Origin of the sequence: Bradyrhizobium sp. DOA1, assembly GCF_001593325.1 — a bacterium.
Lineage (GTDB): Bacteria > Pseudomonadota > Alphaproteobacteria > Rhizobiales > Xanthobacteraceae > Bradyrhizobium.
Window position 1 is genome coordinate 5,149,128 of sequence record NZ_JXJM01000001.1, and the last position, 19,394, is coordinate 5,168,521.

Below are 19,394 nucleotides of genomic sequence, written 5' to 3' on the forward strand. Positions count from 1 at the left end.
GTTAACGATTGCCCCACCGAAATACTGCAACATGGCAATAACTTACCGGTTTTGCCCGGAATCGTAGGCTCGCCGTCGCGCCACCGGATTAGCGACCTGTTCAGCCCGATCAAGCTATCATCGCCACAACGCATCCAGCATCCGGCAAGCCCGCTCATGACACGATCGCGATCCGCGACCTATATCGCTTTGACCATCGCCTTGCTCGCCGCAGCGATGTTGCCGGCCAAGTCCGAGGAGGCCGGTGTCAGCGACGACGCGATCCTGTTCGGCCAGGCCGCCGCGCTCGAGGGCCCCTCCTCCGCACTCGGACAGCGGATGCGGCAGGGCATTGTCGCGGCGTTCACCGAGATCAATGCCAAGGGCGGCGTCCACGGCCGCAAGCTTCAGCTCATCAGCCGTGACGACGGCTACGACCCCGACCGTTCTGTGGCGCAGACGCTGCAGCTGATCGAGGGCGACAAGGTATTCGCGCTGATCGGCGCGGTCGGCACGCCGACCGCGATGGCGACCATTCCGATCACCAGCGCCCGAAACGTGCCCTTCATCGGCCCGTTCAGCGGCGCCGGGTTCCTGCGCGACCTCGAGCTTTCGAATGTCGTCAACATTCGCGCGAGCTACGGCGCCGAAGCCGAGGCGTGGATCAAGCATCTCACCGAGGATCGCAAGTTCACCCGCATCGGGATCTTCTACCAGGACGATTCGTTCGGCCGCGACGGTCTTGCCGGCGTGAAGCGTGCGCTCGCCGAACGCGGCCTCGAGCTCGCCGCCGAAGGCACCTTCGAGCGCAACACCCGCGCGGTCGTCCAGGCCTGGCGCATGATCAAGCGTGCCGACCCCGAGGCCATCGTCATGGTCGGGACCTACGGCCCCTGTGCCGAGTTCATCAAGCTGGCCCATCGCAGCGGCGCCCGTCCAACCTTCGTCAACATCTCCTTCGTCGGCGCCAACGCGCTCGCCGCGGAGCTCGGCCCCGAGGGCGAAGGCGTCATCGTCTCTCAGGTCGTGCCGTCGCCCTGGGACCGATCGCTCAAGCTCGTCGCCGACTACCAGGCGGCGCAGACAGCGTTCGATCCGACGCTTGCGCCGGATTTCGTGTCGCTCGAAGGCTATCTCTCCGGCCGTCTCGCAGCCGCCGCGCTGGACAAAGCCGGACCGAATCCGACGCGCGCGGGCCTGCTGCGCACCATCAACGATGTCGGCCGCTTCGATATCAGCGGCACCACTGTCACCGTCGGCATGCGCATGCTCGACACGCCGCCGAAGGTGTTTCTGACGGTGATCCAAAAGGACGGGACGTTCAAGGCTGTGGACCGGCTTTAGGGTCGCCGTGTCCAGCGGTCGGCGTTGACGGCGCCTTGCGGGACCTCGCCTCTGACGATCGCCTCGACCTGCCGCACAGTTTCCAGCGACTGATATTCGATCGCCTGCGGCGTCAGCCCGCCGACATGAGGCGTCGCGACGACGTTGGGTAGCTTGGCCAGCTCCGGCGTCGGCATCTGGTCGGGCGCACGGCCGACGTCCATCGCCGCGCCGGCGATGCGGCCTTCCCGCAGCGCCCGCGCCAGCGCGGCTTCATCCACGAGATTGCCGCGCGAGAGATTGATGAAGACGGCATGCTTCTGCATCCGTGCCAGCGCCGCCTCGCCGATCAGATTCTCGGTTTGCTCGTTCGCCACCGCGAGGCAGACGACGTAGTCCGATGCGGCGAGCAGCTCGTCGAGACCGACCTGCCGGATTGCGGCATCGTCGACGGTTGCGAAGGGATCGGCGACCAGCACCTCCATGCGCAGCACCTTCACCACCTCGGCGAGATAGCGCCCGATGCTGCCATAGCCGATGATGCCGATTCTGCTGCCGGCGAGCTGACGGCCCATCCGCGCTTCCGCCTTGCGGCCGGCCTGGTAGTCCGCCGTCGTCCGCGACACGCCGCGGGAGAGGTCGACCATGAAGCCGAGTGCGAGCTCGGCCACCGCCTGCACGAAGCCGGGCCCGGCGCGGGTGACGAGCACGCCGGCTTGCGAGGCAGCCTCGACATTGATGTTGCGGATGTCGACGGCGCAGCGGACGAAGGCACGTAGGCGCGGCAGCTGCGCAAAGATCTCGCCGCGCCCTTCCGTCATGCGGTCGGCGACGATGATGTCGACGTCGTTCGCCGCGCGCACCAGGCCGGCGGCGTCGAGCGCATCGCCGCCCTCGTGCAGGATCACCTCGGCGGCCGCGCGCAGGCCGTTCAGGCTGCGATCGCCATAGTAGTTGCGCCGCATCTCGGGCGTATGGGCGAGCAGGACTTTCACGGCAGACTCCTTCAAGTCTCCTCAATAGCCGAACGCACGCGGTAGCGCCGTCGAGAGCGACGGCACGAAGGCGATGAGGAGGAGGCAGAGGAACAGGAGGCCAAGATAGCCCATGATCGGCTTCACCGTCTGTTCGATCGGCACGTTGCCGATCAGGCAGGCACCGTACAGCCCGAGCCCGAGCGGCGGTGCGAACAGGCCGATGCCCATCGCGATGACGAGCACGACGCCGAAATGCAGGGAATCGATGCCGAGTTGCACGGCGACCGGCATCAGCAGCGGTCCGAAGATGATCAGCGCCGCCGCGCCCTCCAGCACCGAGCCCATCACGATCAGCACGGCGATCGCCAGCAGCATGAACAGCCAGACGCCGGAGGTCTTGGACAGGCCGAGCATGAAATCGGCGACCGCATGCGGCACCTGCTGCAGGGTCAGCGTGAACGCCAGCGATTGCGCGGCGGCGACGATGAACAGCACGAGACCCGCGCGCGTCGCCGCCTGCACGAAGCTGTGCGCGGCCGATTTGAAACCGAGCTCGCGGAACACGACAGCCCCCACAACGAGCGCATAGGCGACGGCGAATGCCGAGATCTCGGTTGCGGTGGCAAAGCCGCTCTTGAAGCCGAAGAAGATCATGAAGATCAGGCCGAACGAGGCGATCGCGCCGCTCCACAGGCCCGAGACCGGCATCTGCGGCTCGACCTCCTCGACCCGCGCGGGACGCTTGCCGAAGATGATCGACACCGCGATCAGCACCAGCGCCATCAGCGCCGACGGCACCAGTCCCGCGACGAACAGGCCGCCGATGGACAAATTCGCCACGAAGCCGAGGATGATCAGGTTGATGCAGGGCGGAATGGTCTCGGCCATCACTGCTGAGGCCGCCAGCAGCGCCACCGCGCCGCCCGGATTCTGCTTGGAGCGGCGCGCGGCCGGGATCAGCACCGAGCCGACCGCGGCGACGTCGGCCATCTTCGAGCCGGAGATGCCGGAGAACAGCACCATGGAGGCCACCATCACGACGTTGAGGCCGCCGCGCATGCGGCCCACTGCGCGCTGCAAAAGCTCGATCAGGCGCACCGACATGCCGTTGGCTTCCATGAGGTAGCCGACCAGAATGAAGAAGGGGATCGCCAGCAGCACGAAATTGTCGATGCCGCGCGCCATCTGCTGGGCGAAGATGACGCCGGGCAGCGCGCCTTCGACCCAGATGAATATCAGCGCGGCCAGCGCCAGCGCAAAGCCGATCGGCAAGCCGCCGAACAGGGTGGCGAAGAAGCCGATGAACATCAGCGTGCCCGCCGACGGCACCGAGGACGGCGATAGATAATCCCAGGCGAGATAGAGGCCGGACACGACGAGGATGGTGACGAGGCCCCTGAAGATGTCCGGAAGAGGCCGCGCGCAGAGATGATCGATCGCGAACACCGTCATGAACAGCGCGCCGACGCCCATAGGGTAGAAAGTCAGCTCCAGCGGCAGGCCGGAGCCGGTGGTTTGGCCCGCCGTCAGCGCGCCCAGCTTGATCGCGTGGTAGGCGACGTAACCGGAGATCAGCACGACCAGCAAGGCGCTGGCGGCATCGACCAGCGCGCGTTGCCGCAGGGGCAAGAGATCGCGAAAGAACGACACGCCGACATTCTCGCCGCGCGCGAGCGCACTCGCCGCGCCGAAGAAGGCCGAGCCGACCATCAGCCCACGCGCAACGTCATCCGACCATTCGACCGGCGCGTTGAAGAAGAAGCGCAGCAGCACGGAGGCGCAGACCACGACGAGGTCGGCAGCAAGTAGCACGGCGGCGATCGCGTCGCTGGCGCGCAGCAGCAGGGCGATGCTCCCGTGGCGGTCGCCCGCGACAGGCACGGCGGTGATGGCCACGTCGGATTTGGTCATCTCAGGCTTGCGTCGCGCGGACGATGTCGATGACAGCCTTGGAGTCAGGCCGCGCCTTCATGAAGTTCTCGGTCTGCGGCGCGACGCGCTTCTTGAACGCCTCGCGATCGCATTCGGCCACCGTCACGCCCTTCTCGGTCAAGGCCGCCAGCGCCTCCTTCTCGACCGCAAGCCCATGAGCACGGGTGTCGGCTGCGGCCTTCTTGGCGGAATCGAGGAAGCCCTCGCGCAGCTTGGGATCCATGCGGTTGTAGGTCATGTCGCTGAAATAGATCGCGAGCGGCGAGAAATTGTGCTGCGTCAGCGCGTAGAATTTTGCGGTTTCGAAGAACTTGCTGGCGAGGATCGTCGGCGGATCGTGCTCGAGGCCGTCGAGCACGCCGGCCTGCAGGGCCGTGTAGATCTCGCCGAACGCCAGCGGCGTCGCGGCGGCGCCCATCAGCCGCAGGCATTCCGTGATGACGGGATTGGGCAGCGTCCTGATCTTGAGGCCGGCGAGATCCTCCGGCGTCTTCACCGGCTTCTTCGCCAGCACGCTACGCGAGCCGAAATTGTAGGCCCAGGCGATGATGCGGATATTGCCGCCCTTGAGCAGCGCGTCCTCGATCGGCTTGGCGGCGCCGGCCTCGAAGGCCTTGGTCTGCTGCGGGAAGCTCGAGAACAGGAAGCCGAGATCGAAGGTGCCGACGAGCGGCACCAGATTGGCCGAGATCGACGAGCCCGATACCATGAGGTCGATGACGCCGAGCTTCACCGAGTTGATGACGTCGATCTCCTGCCCGAGCTGGTTGTCGGGGAAGAACGCGACCTCGATCTGCTCACCGAGCCCGTTCGCCTTCAGGCTCTTGACGAGATTGTCATAATAGACGCGGCCGTTGGCGAATTTGGGATCGTTCGGCAGCGAGGAGGAGCATTTCAGCTTCAAGGTCGCGGCTTCGGCGCGGCCGATGATGGCGGGGGAAAGCACGAGACCGGCGGTGACCGCCGCGGATGACCTGATGAACGCGCGGCGGTTCACGGGCACAATGGTCATGGCGCGGTCTCTCCCACGTTGTCTTTTTTGTTCGCCGCGGTCGTTGCCGCAGCCTGTTGCGCGGACTGTATGGCCAAAGCGACGACACAGGCAAGCATGCCGCCGGCCGCATCCGAACCGCGCCCCGCGCGCGTCTGCAATCCGCCACTGCAGCGAAACGACTAGAATTGCCGAGGATTCGCAACGACGATCGGCCTGTGAAGGACATCCCTTCGCGAGGACACGGCATCAATCCAATTGGAGCATGGATCAATGCGCAATTCACATGGATGCGCCCCGAGCGATGCCCATCCGTCCCGGCCGAGGACCTGCCCCATTTTGTCGCGGCGGAGCGTGATCCAGAGCACAGACGGACTCATGGTGGCCCCCTAGAAAAAGTGACATCATCGCGCGGATTGCCGTTGGAGGTGACATCATGCGCCGTCCAGTCTTTTCCAATTTGCTGCTTGCGTCCGGTCTTCTTGCGCTCACACAGATGATGACACCAACCGATGCTGCCGCCGAAGCGCGGCTCGCGCTGGTGATCGGCCAATCCGCCTATCGCACGGTGCCGGAACTGCCCAATGCCGCCAACGATGCCAAGGGCATGACGGAGCTGCTCGGCAATGCCGGCTTCACCGTCACCACGGTCGCCAATCTGGCGCAGACCGAGATGCGGGCCGCGATCTCGGATTTCGCCGGCAAGGTCAGCGCCGCCGGTGCCGATACCGTCGCCCTGGTGTTCTATGCCGGCCATGGCCTGCAGATCGATGGCGAGAACTATCTCGTCCCCGTCGATCTCGATCCCAAGCGCGAGGCCGACATCCCGCTCCAGGGCGTGCGGCTGAACGACATGCTCAACACGCTGGGCGCGCTGCCCACGCGGGCGCGCATCTTCATGCTCGATGCCTGCCGCAACAATCCGTTCCCCGCGCTCCGCGGTGCCGGCCACGGGCTTGCGATCGTCGACACCAAGGCCGGGGCGCCCGGCTCCTTCATCTCCTATTCGACCTCGCCCGGCGCCGAAGCCGAGGACGGCAACGGCGTCGACAGCCCCTACACCGCGGCCGTGCTGACGGTCGCCAAGCAGCCCAATCTGCCGATCGAGGAAGTGTTCAAACGCATCCGCGTTGCGGTGGCGCAATCGACCGACGGCCGGCAGATTCCCTGGGAAAGCTCGTCGCTGACCACCGACTTCAGGTTCTTCGGCGAGAGCAGCGGCAGCACGCCCGCCCTGCCCGGCGCATCCGCGATGGCGCTCGCCGGCGGCACGCGCAGCCTCGATGACTGGCGCAAGGAATTACGCGGCAAGCCTGCCATGGTCGCCTATGAGCTCGTGATCACCGAGGACACCGTGGAGGCTTATCAGGCCTATATCGAGCTCTATACCCAGGACACCCGCACGCCGCGCCTGCGCACGGTGCTGGAGCGCCGCCGCCAGATGCTGGCCTGGGAGCGCGCCACCGCAATCAACACCCGCGCCTCGTTCGAGGCCTATCTTGCGAATTGGGACAACAGCGACCTCGCCGCGACCGCGCGCAGGCTGCTGCTCCGCGTGCAGAACCGCAACTATGGCCAGCCGGCTGCCGTCGCTGCGACGCCCGCGCCAGTCGCCGTCGCGATGGCGCCGACCTGCCCGTGCTCGACGCCGACACCGCCGGCAACGCCCGTCAATCCGAGCGTGCCGCCGATCATCAAGAAGCGCGTCGACGACACGCCGCCGAAGCGCAAGGTCGTGGAGACCCCGCCCAAGCGCCGTCCGCCGCCCGAGGAGGTGGTCTACGAACGCGCGCCGCCCCCCGGCCCGCCGCCCGCAGCCGTGATGCAGGGTATCGGCATCGGTGTCGGAATCGGTCTTGGAATGGGCGGCGGTCGCGGCGGCGACCATTATCGCGGCGACTACCGGCGATACTGAGCCCGGGACGCAAACGGCATCCGGCTCGCTACGCCGCCGGCACGATCTTGCCGGGGTTGAAGATGTTGAGCGGATCGAGCGCCTTCTTAAGCGCCCGCATCGCATCCAGCGCCTCAGGGCCGAGCTCGGCCTCGAGATATTTCTGCTTGCCCTGGCCGATGCCGTGCTCGCCGGTGCAAGTGCCGTCCATCGCCTGCGCGCGCTCGACCAGGCGATGCATGAACTCCTCGCCGCGCGCCATCTCGTCGGCGTCGTTGACGTCGCAGACCAGCGAGCAATGGAAATTGCCGTCGCCGACATGGCCGACGATCGGCGACAGCAGATTGAGGCGCTTGAGATCTTCCTCGGTCTCGCTGACGCAATCGGCGAGCCGCGAGATCGGCACGCAGACGTCGGTTGCGACCACGCCGATGCTGTCACCGGGGCGCAGCGCCTTCACCGACCAATAGGCGTCGTGCCGCGCCTGCCACAGCTTGGTGCGGTCCTCGGGCTTGGTGGTCCAGGAGAAATCCCCGCCGCCACATTCCTTCGCGATCTCGCCGAAGGCCTTGGACTGCTCGGCGACTTCGATCTCGCTGCCGTGGAATTCCATCAGCAAGAGCGGCGTCTCCGGCAGCGTCAGCTTGGAGTAGACATTGCAGGCCTGCACCTGCGCGGCGTTGAGCAGCTCGATGCGCGCCACGGGAATGCCGGTCTGGATCGCCAGGATGACGGCCTGACACGCGCCATGCACGCTCTCGAACGACACGGCGCCGGCCGCGATGGTCTCGGGGATGCCGCGCAGGCGAATGGTCAATTCAGAGATGATGCCGAGGGTGCCCTCGGCGCCGACGAACAGATGGGTGAGGTCATAGCCGGCGGATGATTTCTTGGCGCGCGTGCCCGTGGTGATGATCTCGCCGTCGCCGCGCACCACCTTCAGCGCCAGCACGCTGTCGCGCATGGTGCCGTAGCGCACCGCATTGGTGCCGGAAGCGCGGGTCGAGGCCATGCCGCCGAGCGAGGCATCCGCGCCGGGATCGATCGGGAAGAACAGGCCCTGGTCGCGCAGATGCTCGTTGAGCGCCTTGCGGGTGACGCCGGGCTGGATCACGCAGTCGAGGTCCTCGGCATGCACCGCGAGCACCTTGTTCATGTCGCGCAGGTCGATGGAGATGCCCCCGGCCGGAGCGTTGACCTGGCCTTCGAGCGAGGTGCCGGTGCCGAAAGGAATGACGGGCACGCGGTTCTTCGCGCAGATCCGCACCACGTCCTGGATGTCGGCGGTCTCCTGCGCCATCACCACGCCGTCGGGCGGCTGGTTGACGATCCATGTCGTGGTATGGCCGTGCTGCTCGCGAACGGCCTGCGAGGTGACGAGGCGGTTGCCGAACCGTGCGGCAAGCTGCTCCAGCGCGCTTGCGAGGGCTTTCGGCTCCGGCCGCGGCGGATTATTGGTGATGGTGGTGCCCACGGATATTCCTCCCGACAGAAGAAACCGTGGCAAAGGACATAAAACCGGTCAAGTCAAGCGATCGGACCCATAACAGGAAGAAACATGCCGGAGACCGCCGCCTCAGCGCCCCAAGCAGAGCCGTTTCGCGCCTCGATCATGCAGATCGAGCCGCAATGGATCGACTATAACGGTCATCTCAACATGGCCTATTACAACGTGATGTTCGACCGCGCGATCGACCAGCTCTGGCTCGAGCTCGGGATCGGGCCGACCTACATGAAGGAGCGCGGCGGCTCGACCTTCACCGCCGAATGCCATGTGCGGTACTTGCGGGAAATTCACCTCGGCGATCCCGTGCAGATCCTCGTCTGGCTGCTGGAGGCCGACGACAAGCGCCTGCACACGTTCGAGGAGATGCGTCACGCCAGCGAAGGCTGGTTGTCGGCGACGTCGGAGAACATGTCGCTGCACATGGACATGACGGCGCGGCGCGTTGCGCCGTTTCCGCCCGACATCCGCGAGCGTATCGCTGCGGTCACGAAGGCCCACAGCTCTGTGGCGCGACCGGAGGGCATCGGCCGGAACGTGGCGATGCCCTCAAAGCGGTAGTCGCTATATTCTGTTGCGGCCGCGGGCCAGGCCGACCACGGCCGAGACCAGGAACAGAACGACCGCGATGAAGAAGATGATCTTGGCGATTTCGATCGAAGCGCCGGCGATGCCGCCAAAGCCAAGGATACCGGCGATCAGTGCGATAACGAGAAACGTCACAACCCAGCCTAGCATGGTCAAACCCTCGTCTTGATGTTGTCCAACGTCGGCGCGGCTGGCCGCGCCACCTGCTCAGACAATCTCAAGGCGGGAACGATTGTTCCGGCCCATCCAGGCGCGAAATTCGTCGCGCTGAGCGGAACAAATCGGCCCGCCGCGCACGTGGAAAACCTCGCCCGGCCGCCCCATATAGGCACCAATCCCTGTTAAGAAGGCTCCCTTCCACCACCCCGCGGTGCCATCGTGGGGCCAATGATTCGCATGACCGAGCCGAGCAAGATCACAGCCGTCCCCGACCACCAGCCCGCAGCCGGCGGCATCGCCGCGCGTGCGCGCGCCTCCGTGGGCCCGAAATACCTCACCGGGCTCAATCCTGAGCAGCGCGATGCGGTCGAGACGCTGGACGGCCCGGTCCTGGTGCTGGCCGGCGCCGGTACCGGCAAGACCCGCGTCCTGACCACGCGCATCGCCCACATCCTGAGCCAGGGCCGCGCCCGCCCGGCCGAAATCCTGTCGGTGACCTTCACCAACAAGGCCGCGCGCGAGATGAAGCACCGGCTCGGCCAGATGCTCGGCCATGCGGTGGAGGGCATGCCCTGGCTCGGCACCTTCCACTCCATCGGCGGCCGCATCCTCCGAGTCCATGCCGAGCTGGCGCAGCTCAAGTCGAACTTCACCGTGCTCGACGTCGACGACCAGGTGCGGCTCTTGAAGCAGCTGCTCCAGGCCGAGAACATCGACGACAAGCGCTGGCCGGCGCGCATGCTGGCCGGCCTGATCGACGGCTGGAAGAATCGCGGCCTGATGCCCTCGCAGGTGCCCTCCGGCGAAGCCGCGATCTTCGCCAACGGCAAGGGCGGCAAGCTCTATGCGAGCTACCAGGAGCGGCTGAAGATCCTGAATGCCGCCGATTTCGGCGATCTGCTGCTGGAGAACATCCGCATCTTCCGCGAGCACCCGGATATCCTGCGGCAGTACCAGCAGCGCTTCAAATATATCCTGGTCGACGAATATCAGGACACCAACGTCGCGCAGTATCTGTGGCTGCGGCTGCTTTCGCAGGCGCCGTCTTCCGGCTCGTCATTGCCCGGCTTGACCCGGCAATCCAGCGCTTCTTCAGAAGATGGATCACCGGGTCTCGACGCTTCGCGTCGGCCCGGTGACGACCAAGACAATGCATTGCCCATTCCGGGCGTTGAAAAAGTCCACGTCAAAAACATCTGCTGCGTCGGCGACGACGACCAGTCGATCTATGGCTGGCGCGGTGCGGAGGTCGACAACATCCTGCGCTTCGAGCACGATTTCCCTGGCGCGAAAGTCATCCGCCTCGAGCGCAATTACCGCTCGACCGGTCACATCCTCGCCGCCGCCTCGCATCTGATCGCGCACAACGAAGGCCGGCTCGGCAAGACGCTGCGCACCGAGGACCATGACGGCGAGAAGGTCACGGTGACGGGCTCGTGGGATTCCGAAGAGGAAGCCCGCGGCATCGGCGAGGAGATCGAACAGCTGCAGCGCCAGGGCGAGAAGCTCAACGAGATCGCCATCCTCGTTCGCGCCTCCTACCAGATGCGCGAGTTCGAAGACCGTTTCGTCACGCTCGGCCTGCCCTACCGCGTCATCGGCGGCCCGCGCTTCTACGAGCGCGCCGAGATCCGCGACGCGCTGGCTTATCTGCGCGTCATCAATTCGCCGGCCGACGACCTCGCCTTCGAGCGCATCGTCAATACGCCGAAGCGCGGGCTCGGCGACGCCACCGTGCAGATGCTGCATGATCACGCCCGCAAGCGCCGCATCCCCCTGTTCGAGGCGGCGCGCGCCGTGGTCGAGACCGACGAGCTGAAGCCGAAGGCGCGCGGTTCCTTGCGCGATCTCATCACCCAGTTCGACCGCTGGCGCGCCCAGCGCGAGGTCACCGCGCATACGGACCTTGCCCAGATCGTGCTCGACGAGAGCGGCTATACAGAGATGTGGCAGAAGGACCGTTCGGCCGACGCTGCGGGCCGGCTGGAGAATCTGAAAGAACTCGTGCGCTCGATGGAGGAGTTCGAGAATCTGCAAGGGTTCCTCGAGCACATCTCACTGGTGATGGACCGCGAGGGCGGAGCCGAGGACGATGCGGTGTCGCTGATGACGCTACATTCGGCCAAGGGCCTGGAATTCGACAACGTGTTCCTGCCCGGCTGGGAGGAAGGCCTGTTCCCGAGCCAGCGCACGCTGGACGAACAGGGCCGCGCCGGGCTCGAAGAAGAGCGCCGGCTCGGCCATGTCGGCCTGACCCGCGCCCGCCGCCGCGCCAAGATCTATTTCGCGACGAATCGGCGGATCCACGGCACCTGGTCGACCACGATCCCGTCGCGCTTCCTCGACGAATTGCCGGCGGCCAATGTCGAGATCACGGAATCCAAGGGCGGCTCGGGCTGGGGCGGCAGCGGCGGTTACGGCGCCTCGCGCTTCGACGACATGGAGGCGTTCGGCTCCAGCTATTCGACGCCGGGCTGGCAGCGGGCGCAGGCAAACCGCAACCGCGGCGGCCAAGGCGGCGGTCGCGGCGGTTTCGAGGAAGAGACCGCCTCGTTCTCATCGTCGGCCTCACCCGATTTCGGCAGTTTCTCCTCGCGCCGCCGCGGGCCCCTGACCATCGAAGGCGAGCTGGTCGCCAAATCCACCGGCACGACCTCGGAATTCGCACTGGACGATCGCGTCTTCCACCAGAAATTCGGCTACGGCCGCGTCACCAAGATCGACGGCAACAAGCTCACCATCGCCTTCGACAAGGCCGGCGAGAAGAAGGTCGTAGACAGCTTCGTGCAAAGGGCGTGAGGCCCGTCATGGCTCACTACATCGCCATCATCGAGGACGCCGGCCCCGACCATGCGGTAGGCCTCTGGTTTCCCGACCTACCCGGCTGCATTTCCGGCGGCGACGACGTCGATGAGGCCTTGGAGAACGCGCCCGAGGCGCTCGCATTCTATGCGCAGGAGTTGATCGCGGACGGCCGCCAGCTTCCCTCGCCGCGGACGCTGGACGAACTCAAGGCCGATCCGGAGTTTGCCGACGATCTGGGGAAACATACCGCCGTCCTGATCGAATGGCCGCCCCGCACCGACGCTACCGAGTGAGGACTGTGCGCCGCACTCGCCGAACTCTCGACAGTTCTGGTCCGAACAGGCCTTGACCACCACGAACTTCCCCGTATCAGATAAAGCCATGTTTCGGGGCTCCGTCATACTGATCGCGCTTACACTGGGGATGCCGTCGCTTGCAGCGGCGCAGACGATGAGCTTTGGCGATTCGATCGGAAAGCTGGCGACCAGCTGCGGGGCGGAAATCGTTGCCAATTGCCGCGGCGTCAACCCGGATTCGAACCGGCTGAAAGAGTGCCTGTCGCGCAACCGCGACGTGCTCTCTCCGCAATGCGCGAGCGACTATCTCGGTGTCTTCGATGCCATCCAGAAGCGTGTCGCCGCGCGCGTCACGGTGGCGAACGCCTGCCAGCGCGAGATCGTCAAGGTCTGCGGCGGCTCGACCAAGGAGACCAGCAAGTCGGTCCCCTGCCTGGTCTCGACGCCCAAGGGCATCAGCAACAACTGCCTCAAGGCCGTCGACGACGCGGGGTATCGCTGATGCGCGCGAAGGGGCTCGCCATCGCGGGACTTGGCATGGCGCTGGGCTTCGCCCTGCTCGCGGGCGCCGCACGCGCGCAGACGGCGGCACCGACCCGCGACGACATCGTCGCCAAGCTGAACCAATTCGAGCAAGCCGCCGAGGTCGATCTTCACGCACTGAAGCAGCAGGTGATGGAGCGCGCCAAGACCAGGATCAAGAACGATCCCGGTCCGGTGAACCGGGCGCTGATCGCACCCGACCTCGCCAAACTGCCCGCCTTCAACGCGCAGATCCAGTTCGACGCCGACACGCCGATCATCCAGCCATCGTCCTACCAAACCGTAGGCCGCATCGCCGATGCGCTGGTGCATTCCTCGCTGCTGCCCTACACCTTCCTGATCGTCGGCCATGTCGAGTCCAATTCGAAGACACGCGAGGCCAATGCGATCATGAGCCAGCGCCGGGCCGATGCGATCCGCGACGTGCTGGTGAACACGTTCAAGATCTCGACCAAGCGGCTGCATCCGATCGGCCTCGGTGAGGAACAGTTTCTCGATCGGGCCAAGCCGACGTCAGCCGTCAACGGCCAGTTGCAAATCCTCACTTACGCCAAGCTGCCGGAGGAGCCTGCGCATCCGGCGACGACCCCTGCGCCTGCGGCGAAAAAGCCTACCAAGAAGCGCTGAGCGCGCACGTCGCGGCTGGAGCGGAACCCCTTGAAGTCCTGACCGTTTTGTGACCTGTCTCACAGCGCAACAGCGTGGTTTCGCGCGACAATTGCGCCGGTTTGTGCACCGCTCTATCAGGTGCTATAGCCTCTGTTCGCCCTTCCCCCGACCCCGTGTTGCATGAGACCGAAATGGGTGGCTTTTTTCAGCGCCAACTTGCCGTCTACGTCGAGTACCATCGCGATCCCCGGAACACCGCGATGCATGTGGTCGGCATCCTCCTGCTGTTCACGGGCGCTGTCATGCCGCTGACGCTGGTCAAGCTGCCACTGTTCGGATTCGACGTCAGCTTGGCGGTGATCCTGGCGCTGCCGGTTCTGGTCTATTGGCTGCTGCTCGACGCCGGTCTCGGGCTCGGCATTTTGGCGGTATCCATCGTGCTGTTTTCGATTGCGAGCACCATCGCGTCGCAAGTCGGCACGATGGCGATGTGGGCGATTTTCGCCGTGCTGGTGGCCCTCGGCCTCGCCGCGCAGGCCATCGGCCACAAGGTTTTCGAGGGACGCGAGGCCTCGCTCTTCACTTTTCCCTCGCATCTTTTGCTTGGACCGATGTTCGTGATGGCAAAATTATTCATTGCACTGGGCTTCCGTCGCGACCTTGCCGCGATTCTGGGGCCTCTTCCGACCAATTCCCTTTCGACCCGATAAACTCCAGAAGCGAAACAGCAAACCGACTTCATGGCTCTCGTACTGGTTACCGGTGGCAGCGGCTTCATCGGACATCATCTCGTAGAAGCGCTCCGCGCCCGTGGGCAGCGGGTGCGGGTTCTCGATGTTCGTCCGCCGGCCGCGGCAAATGCGGACGTCGAATATGCCCACGCCTCGGTCTTGGACCGCGACGCGGTCGATGCCGCGCTCGCCGGCGTCGACCAAGTTTATCACCTCGCCGGCCTGCCCGGCATGTGGGTCCCCAGCAAGCAGGACTTTCACGAGGTCAATTGCCGCGGTACCGAGATCGTGCTCGCGGCCGCGATGAAGCGCGGCGTGTCGCGCTTCCTGCACTGCTCGACCGAATCCATCCTGTTCCCCTACTCCGAGCTGAACGGTGTTCCCGCAGAGGAGGCGCTCCAGCCGGCCGAGGCGATGCCCGGCGCCTATACGCGCTCGAAATCGCTTGCCGAGCATTGTGCGGCCAAGGCTGCGGCCGACGGCTTTCCGCTCGTGATCGGCACGCCAACCATGCCGATCGGGGCGGCCGACCACAATCTGACGCCGCCGACCGCGATGCTCTGGTACTTCCTCCAGAAAAAGGTGCAGCCGCATCTCAACTTCCTGGTCAACCTCGTCGATGTCCGCGACGTCGCCATGGGCCTCGTGCTGACCATGGAGCGCGGCCGCCTCGGCCAGCGCTACATTCTCGGCGGCGACTGCGTTCCGCTCGGCAACATCCTGCGCATGATGTCGGCGATGAGCGGCCGCCGGCAGTATCCTGTCGTCGTGCCCGGCAAGGTCGCCGAGTTCTCCGCGATCATGCTCGAAGCCATCTCCGACCACATCACGCGCCGGCCGCCCAATGGCACGGCCGAGGGCGTACGCATCGCGCTGGCCGCGAGCGACCTCTCGATCGGCAAGGCGCGCACCGAGCTCGGCTATTCGCCGCGTCCGATCGAGCCGGTGCTGCGCGAAACCATCACCCATCTGCTCGCACGTAACGGTCAGCAGGCCTCCGGCGCCATCAAGCATCACGCGCTTTCCTCGCGCGCGAGCTGAAGCCGCCGCCCAACGCAAAGAACCTTCATGTCCTTCGATTTCAGCAAGCTTCTCTCCGTGGCCTGGGGTGGCTGGACCACGACCTGGCCGACCGAAATACTGGCCCTGATCTGGGTCGCCTTCCTCGCAAGCTGGGTCGGCGCATCGTTCTGGCAGGGGCGGACCAAGAAGCAGGTCATGACGCTGGAGTCGCAGCGCTATCGCCTGCCGATCCTGGTCGGCGGCATCCTGTACACGCCATGGGTTGCACAGCTCCTCGGCTGGAAGCCGCTCTGGGTGCTCGGCAACACCGGCATCACCATCGCCGCGGTCCTCTCGGCCGCCGGCATCGCCTTCGCATGGTGGGGCCGGCTGCATCTCGGAAAATTCTGGTCCAACACCATCACCCACAAGGAAGATCATCGCGTGATCGACACCGGCCCCTACGGCATCGTGCGGCACCCGATCTATACCGGTTTGATCTTCGGCATGCTCGTCACCGGCATCGCGATCGGCCTCGTCACCACGATCCTCGGCGCGATCCTGATCTCGCTCGGCATGTGGCAGAAGGGCCGGATGGAAGAAGTGTTCTTGTCGAAGGAACTCGGCGAGGACGCCTACGGCGCCTATTGCCGCCGCGTGCCGATGATCATCCCGTTCCTGTCGCCGCGGTGAAATAGCAGGGCGGCTTGCGCTCGTGTCCCGAACGCGCTGCAGCGTGCAACGCTGCCGCGCAGAGCCGGTACGCAGACCACGCGGATCATGCTCTCGGCGAGATGGACCCCGGCTCTGCAGCGCACCGCGAAGACGCGCTGCGCTGCGTCCGGGGCAAGAGCACAGATCCAGCGCACCAAGGAACCACCTCTCCCCACACCCGTTAGCCCCTCGACACCTGCTATTCGCCGCAGAGCAACGAGCCATGTCGGACGCCTACGATTATTTCCGCGAGCACGCGATTGCCGCCGTCCGCAAGGCGCGGGCGTTGCCGCCCGGACGGCCGAAGCAGAAGCAACGCACGGTGGCGCGGGTCTACCACCTCCTGTCGAAGGAGGCCGCGCTGAGACCGAACATCCATCACCTCGATGATTTCCGTGCGGCACGGCGGCTCGAGCGGCAGATCGGCCGTTGATCCCCGGCAGAGCCCGTCCGCGTCCGTCCCATGCAAAATCAGTCGGCTGCCATTCCACGGGAATAGACCCTCGTGTCGCACCGCACCGGTTGACGTCCGCCCCGTCTGCCAGTTGGATGCGCGCGCACACAGGGGCTTGTCATGAATTTTTCCAGCATCTTCGCGCAGTTCGTTGCGCTCCTCGGCGGCATCGCGCTGCAATGGCGCAAGCTGTCGGGCACCGTGCCGGTACCGGCCTGGGGGCAAGCGCCAGCGATCCCCGAAGCCAAGCCGCAAGGCGCGATCCCGACCTTGAAGATGCCGACCGCGCGCGGCTGGCGTGAGGGCCACAAGCCGACGGTGGCGCCCGGGCTCAAGGTCAATGCGTTCGCAACCGGCCTCGACCATCCGCGCTGGATCGAGGTGCTGCCCAATGGCGACGTACTGATCGCGGAAGCGACGCAGATCGCAAGCCCTCCGCGCACCGTATTTCACTACGCGATGCAGGCGACGATGCGGCGCGCCGCGGCGCTCGGGGTCTCCGCTAACCGGATCACGCTGCTGCGCGACAGGGACGGCGACGGCATTGCCGAGGTTCGCGGCACCTTCATGGAGAACCTCAGCCAGCCGTTCGGAATGGCGCTGGTCGGCGACACCTTCTATGTCGGCAACACCGATGGCGTCATGGCGTTTCCCTATGTCGCCGGCGCCGATCGCATCACCGCGCCGGGCAAGCGGCTCACGACGTTCAAGCCGGGCGGGCACTGGACGCGCAGCCTGCTCGCCAGCCCCGACGGCAAGAAGCTCTATGCTGGCGTCGGCTCGCTCAGCAACATCGCCGAGATGGGCATGGAGGTCGAGCAAGGTCGCGCCGCGGTCTACGAGCTCGACCTCGTCGCCGGCACGCATCGCATTTTCGGCGCCGGCCTGCGCAATCCCGTGGGTCTCGCATGGGAGCCGAATACGAACGTGCTCTGGACCGTCGTCAACGAGCGCGACGGTCTCGGCGACGAGACGCCGCCGGATTATCTCACCTCCGTGCGCGACGGCGGCTTCTATGGCTGGCCCTATTGCTACTGGGGCAAGACGGTGGACGACCGCGTGCCGCAGGATCCGGCGATGGTCGCCAAGGCGCTGCAACCGGACTACGCGCTCGGCGGCCACACCGCCTCGCTCGGCCTGTGCTGGATGCCTGCGGGCACCCTGCCCGGCTTCGGAGATGGCATGGTGATCGGCCAGCACGGCTCGTGGAATCGGAGCACGCTGTCCGGTTACAAGCTGGTGTTCATTCCGTTCGAGAATGGCAAGCCGTCCGGCCCCGGTCGCGACATCCTGTCGGGCTTCCTGTCGCCGGACGAGAAGGAATCCTACGGCCGCCCGGTCGGCGTCGTGGTCGGCCCCGACAAGACATCGCTGCTGATGGCCGACGACGTCGGCAACGTGATCTGGCGCGTCACGGGCGCGTAAGCTTCACGTCCCCACACACAGCGTGGCGCGCTGCTTGCGCAGCAGCGCTATGACCGAGAGCGCAGTGATCAGACCGGTCTTGGGATTCTCGGACGGGATGTTTTCCATCCCCATCGAGAAGCGAGCGGAATCCGCCTCGACCTCGATGCGGTGAACGTTGCGCGTCACGGTCGGGTCGGCCCAAACCTGGATCAGGGTACGATCGGGGCCGATGCCCGCCAGCGACAGCGCAACGGCGACATTGACGTTCGCCGGAAAGCCCTTTGCCGCCTCGCGTGCGCTCCCCTCGAACAATTTGAGCGGCTCACGCAGATTGTCGATGTCGATGTTGTTCTCGACGATGAACGGCGCGCCCTTCAAGCCGTCGATCGGCTTGCGCGTCACCATCTTCACGGAATGAATGGTGCCGATTGCGGCGGCATTGACGGCATCGAGTCCGATCAGCGCGCCGGTCGGCACGATGATGCGGCCGCCATTGGCGCGGGCGAGATCGACGAGGTCGAAATTGTCGAGCAGACCGCCGACGCTGACGACGACCGCGGACTTGCCGCGCCGCACCGCCGGCTCGACGATCGCACGCAACTGGCTGCTCGGCGCGCATTCGACCACGATGTCCGCGGCCTCGCCGAGTTGGTCGATCGGCAGCACCTGCGGCGGACGGCGAAGGCCGCTCAGGAAGGTTTGATGCTTGGCGGGGTCGCGCACGGCGACGGCCGAGAGGATCAGCCCCTCAATGCTCTGATCGAGCGCGGCCGCGATCTTGGTGCCGATCGAGCCCAAGCCCGCAATGGCGACCCGCAATTGGTTCGAAGCTTTCTGATCCGTCGTCATCGGCCACCCTCTGTCCAAGTCAATGTCATAGCCCCTCAGGCCTCGCGCGCATAGCTGCGGAGGCGCGCTGCGAGCACCGCCAACATGGCGTCCCGGGCCGGATCGCGCGAGCCGCGCAGCCAAGCGGCCGCAAGCGGCAGGCGGCCCGCGGGACCGCTCTCTTTCGACCTGAGCGGCACGAAGCGAACGCCCGACACCGCCATTCGCGCGGTCCAGCGCGGCACGATCGCGACCCCGAGCTTGGTTGCGACCAAATTGATGATGGTCTGCTTCTCGTCGGCGACCTGGACGATGCGCGGCGTCAAGCCGGACCGCTCGAACAACTTGACCGTGAGGTCGTGGCTGTGCGGCCGCGAGCGCCGGTCGGGCACCAGCATCGCTTCGCCGGCGATATCGGCCAGCGTGATCGATCTTCGCTTAGCCAACGCATGCCGCTGCGGGAGCGCTACGACGGCAGTCTCCTGGAGCAGATCGCGGAATTCGAGCCGCTTGTCGGCGCGGTCAGGCGGACGGACGAAGGCGAGATCGAGTGCGCCGCTCAGGATTTTCGGCAGCAGCCGGACGGTCTTGTCTTCGAGGAGCTGCACCGCGATGTCAGGATGCCCAGCGCGGAAGTCGCGCAAGAGCGGCGGCAGCA

The 19,394-nt window shown here is 65.7% G+C and carries 19 protein-coding genes; 12 read left to right on the forward strand and 7 right to left on the reverse strand.

The annotated features are described in order from the left end of the window. Positions 1–156: 156 nt before the first annotated feature. The gene (locus SE91_RS23970; RefSeq protein ID WP_061849361.1) at positions 157–1,323 is read left to right on the forward strand and encodes an ABC transporter substrate-binding protein; all 1,167 of its coding nucleotides are present in this window, start codon (positions 157–159) and stop codon (positions 1,321–1,323) included. On the opposite strand, the gene SE91_RS23975 is transcribed toward SE91_RS23970, so the two are convergent. Genes SE91_RS23975 through SE91_RS23985 form a run of 3 tightly spaced genes read right to left on the reverse strand, consistent with a single transcriptional unit; the run spans position 1,320 to position 5,223 of the window. Then, positions 1,320–2,297, reverse strand: coding sequence for a hydroxyacid dehydrogenase (locus SE91_RS23975; protein WP_061851277.1), 978 nt, complete (start codon positions 2,295–2,297; stop codon positions 1,320–1,322). The two genes, SE91_RS23970 and SE91_RS23975, sit on opposite strands and share 4 nt — an antisense overlap. Positions 2,298–2,318: 21 nt before the next feature. Next, complete coding sequence (locus tag SE91_RS23980; RefSeq protein WP_061849362.1) at positions 2,319–4,190, reverse strand: TRAP transporter large permease; 1,872 nt, start codon at positions 4,188–4,190, stop codon at positions 2,319–2,321. 1 nt (position 4,191) lies between these two features. Next, positions 4,192–5,223, reverse strand: coding sequence for a TRAP transporter substrate-binding protein (locus tag SE91_RS23985; protein ID WP_061849363.1), 1,032 nt, complete (start codon positions 5,221–5,223; stop codon positions 4,192–4,194). Between the two features lie 415 nt (positions 5,224–5,638). On the opposite strand from SE91_RS23985, the gene SE91_RS23990 reads away from it, so the two are divergent. Next, positions 5,639–7,117 carry a caspase family protein gene (locus SE91_RS23990; protein WP_061849364.1) on the forward strand — a complete coding sequence of 493 codons (1,479 nt, stop codon included), beginning with the start codon at positions 5,639–5,641 and terminating at the stop codon, positions 7,115–7,117. Positions 7,118–7,145: 28 nt separating this feature from the next. Here the strand turns inward: SE91_RS23990 and SE91_RS23995 are convergent, their stop codons facing one another. Beyond that, the gene (locus SE91_RS23995; protein ID WP_061849365.1) at positions 7,146–8,570 is read right to left on the reverse strand and encodes an FAD-binding oxidoreductase; all 1,425 of its coding nucleotides are present in this window, start codon (positions 8,568–8,570) and stop codon (positions 7,146–7,148) included. An 84-nt stretch (positions 8,571–8,654) separates the two neighbouring features. Here SE91_RS23995 and SE91_RS24000 point away from each other — a divergent pair, with 84 nt between their 5' ends. Continuing rightward, on the forward strand, positions 8,655–9,161 hold the full coding sequence (locus SE91_RS24000; RefSeq protein ID WP_061849366.1) for a thioesterase family protein: 507 nt from the start codon (positions 8,655–8,657) through the stop codon (positions 9,159–9,161). 3 nt (positions 9,162–9,164) lie between these two features. Here the strand turns inward: SE91_RS24000 and SE91_RS24005 are convergent, their stop codons facing one another. Further along, positions 9,165–9,338, reverse strand: a complete 174-nt coding sequence (locus SE91_RS24005) for a DUF1328 domain-containing protein (RefSeq protein ID WP_008556598.1) — start codon at positions 9,336–9,338, stop codon at positions 9,165–9,167. 237 nt (positions 9,339–9,575) lie between these two features. On the opposite strand from SE91_RS24005, the gene SE91_RS24010 reads away from it, so the two are divergent. From SE91_RS24010 to SE91_RS24050, 9 genes are all read left to right on the forward strand, one after another. After that, entirely contained in the window at positions 9,576–12,146 is a 2,571-nt protein-coding gene (locus SE91_RS24010) for an ATP-dependent helicase (protein WP_061849367.1), read from the forward strand. An 8-nt stretch (positions 12,147–12,154) separates the two neighbouring features. Further along, entirely contained in the window at positions 12,155–12,445 is a 291-nt protein-coding gene (locus SE91_RS24015) for a type II toxin-antitoxin system HicB family antitoxin (RefSeq protein ID WP_061849368.1), read from the forward strand. Positions 12,446–12,533: 88 nt separating this feature from the next. Then, positions 12,534–12,950, forward strand: coding sequence for a hypothetical protein (locus SE91_RS24020; RefSeq protein ID WP_061849369.1), 417 nt, complete (start codon positions 12,534–12,536; stop codon positions 12,948–12,950). Next, on the forward strand, positions 12,950–13,618 hold the full coding sequence (locus SE91_RS24025; protein WP_061849370.1) for an OmpA family protein: 669 nt from the start codon (positions 12,950–12,952) through the stop codon (positions 13,616–13,618). The genes SE91_RS24020 and SE91_RS24025 overlap by 1 nt, the downstream gene beginning before the upstream one ends. 173 nt (positions 13,619–13,791) lie before the next feature. Further along, the gene (locus SE91_RS24030; protein ID WP_061849371.1) at positions 13,792–14,310 is read left to right on the forward strand and encodes an Mpo1 family 2-hydroxy fatty acid dioxygenase; all 519 of its coding nucleotides are present in this window, start codon (positions 13,792–13,794) and stop codon (positions 14,308–14,310) included. A gap of 30 nt (positions 14,311–14,340) precedes the next feature. Further along, positions 14,341–15,372 (forward strand): NAD-dependent epimerase/dehydratase family protein, encoded by a 1,032-nt coding sequence (locus SE91_RS24035; protein WP_061849372.1) that lies wholly within the window; start codon positions 14,341–14,343, stop codon positions 15,370–15,372. Between the two features lie 27 nt (positions 15,373–15,399). Beyond that, positions 15,400–16,026: a methyltransferase family protein gene (locus SE91_RS24040; protein WP_061849373.1), complete on the forward strand. Its 627-nt coding sequence runs from the start codon at positions 15,400–15,402 to the stop codon at positions 16,024–16,026. A gap of 244 nt (positions 16,027–16,270) precedes the next feature. Further along, positions 16,271–16,480 carry a hypothetical protein gene (locus SE91_RS24045; RefSeq protein WP_008556562.1) on the forward strand — a complete coding sequence of 70 codons (210 nt, stop codon included), beginning with the start codon at positions 16,271–16,273 and terminating at the stop codon, positions 16,478–16,480. A gap of 141 nt (positions 16,481–16,621) precedes the next feature. Then, a complete protein-coding gene (locus SE91_RS24050; RefSeq protein ID WP_061849374.1) occupies positions 16,622–17,926 on the forward strand; it encodes a PQQ-dependent sugar dehydrogenase in 1,305 nt (434 codons plus the stop codon). Positions 17,927–17,929: 3 nt separating this feature from the next. Here SE91_RS24050 and SE91_RS24055 read toward each other — a convergent pair whose 3' ends face one another. Further along, on the reverse strand, positions 17,930–18,757 hold the full coding sequence (locus SE91_RS24055; RefSeq protein WP_061849375.1) for an aspartate dehydrogenase: 828 nt from the start codon (positions 18,755–18,757) through the stop codon (positions 17,930–17,932). A gap of 35 nt (positions 18,758–18,792) precedes the next feature. After that, positions 18,793–19,394: LysR family substrate-binding domain-containing protein (locus SE91_RS24060; RefSeq protein ID WP_063921315.1), on the reverse strand; the 602-nt coding region annotated here is incomplete at its 5' end.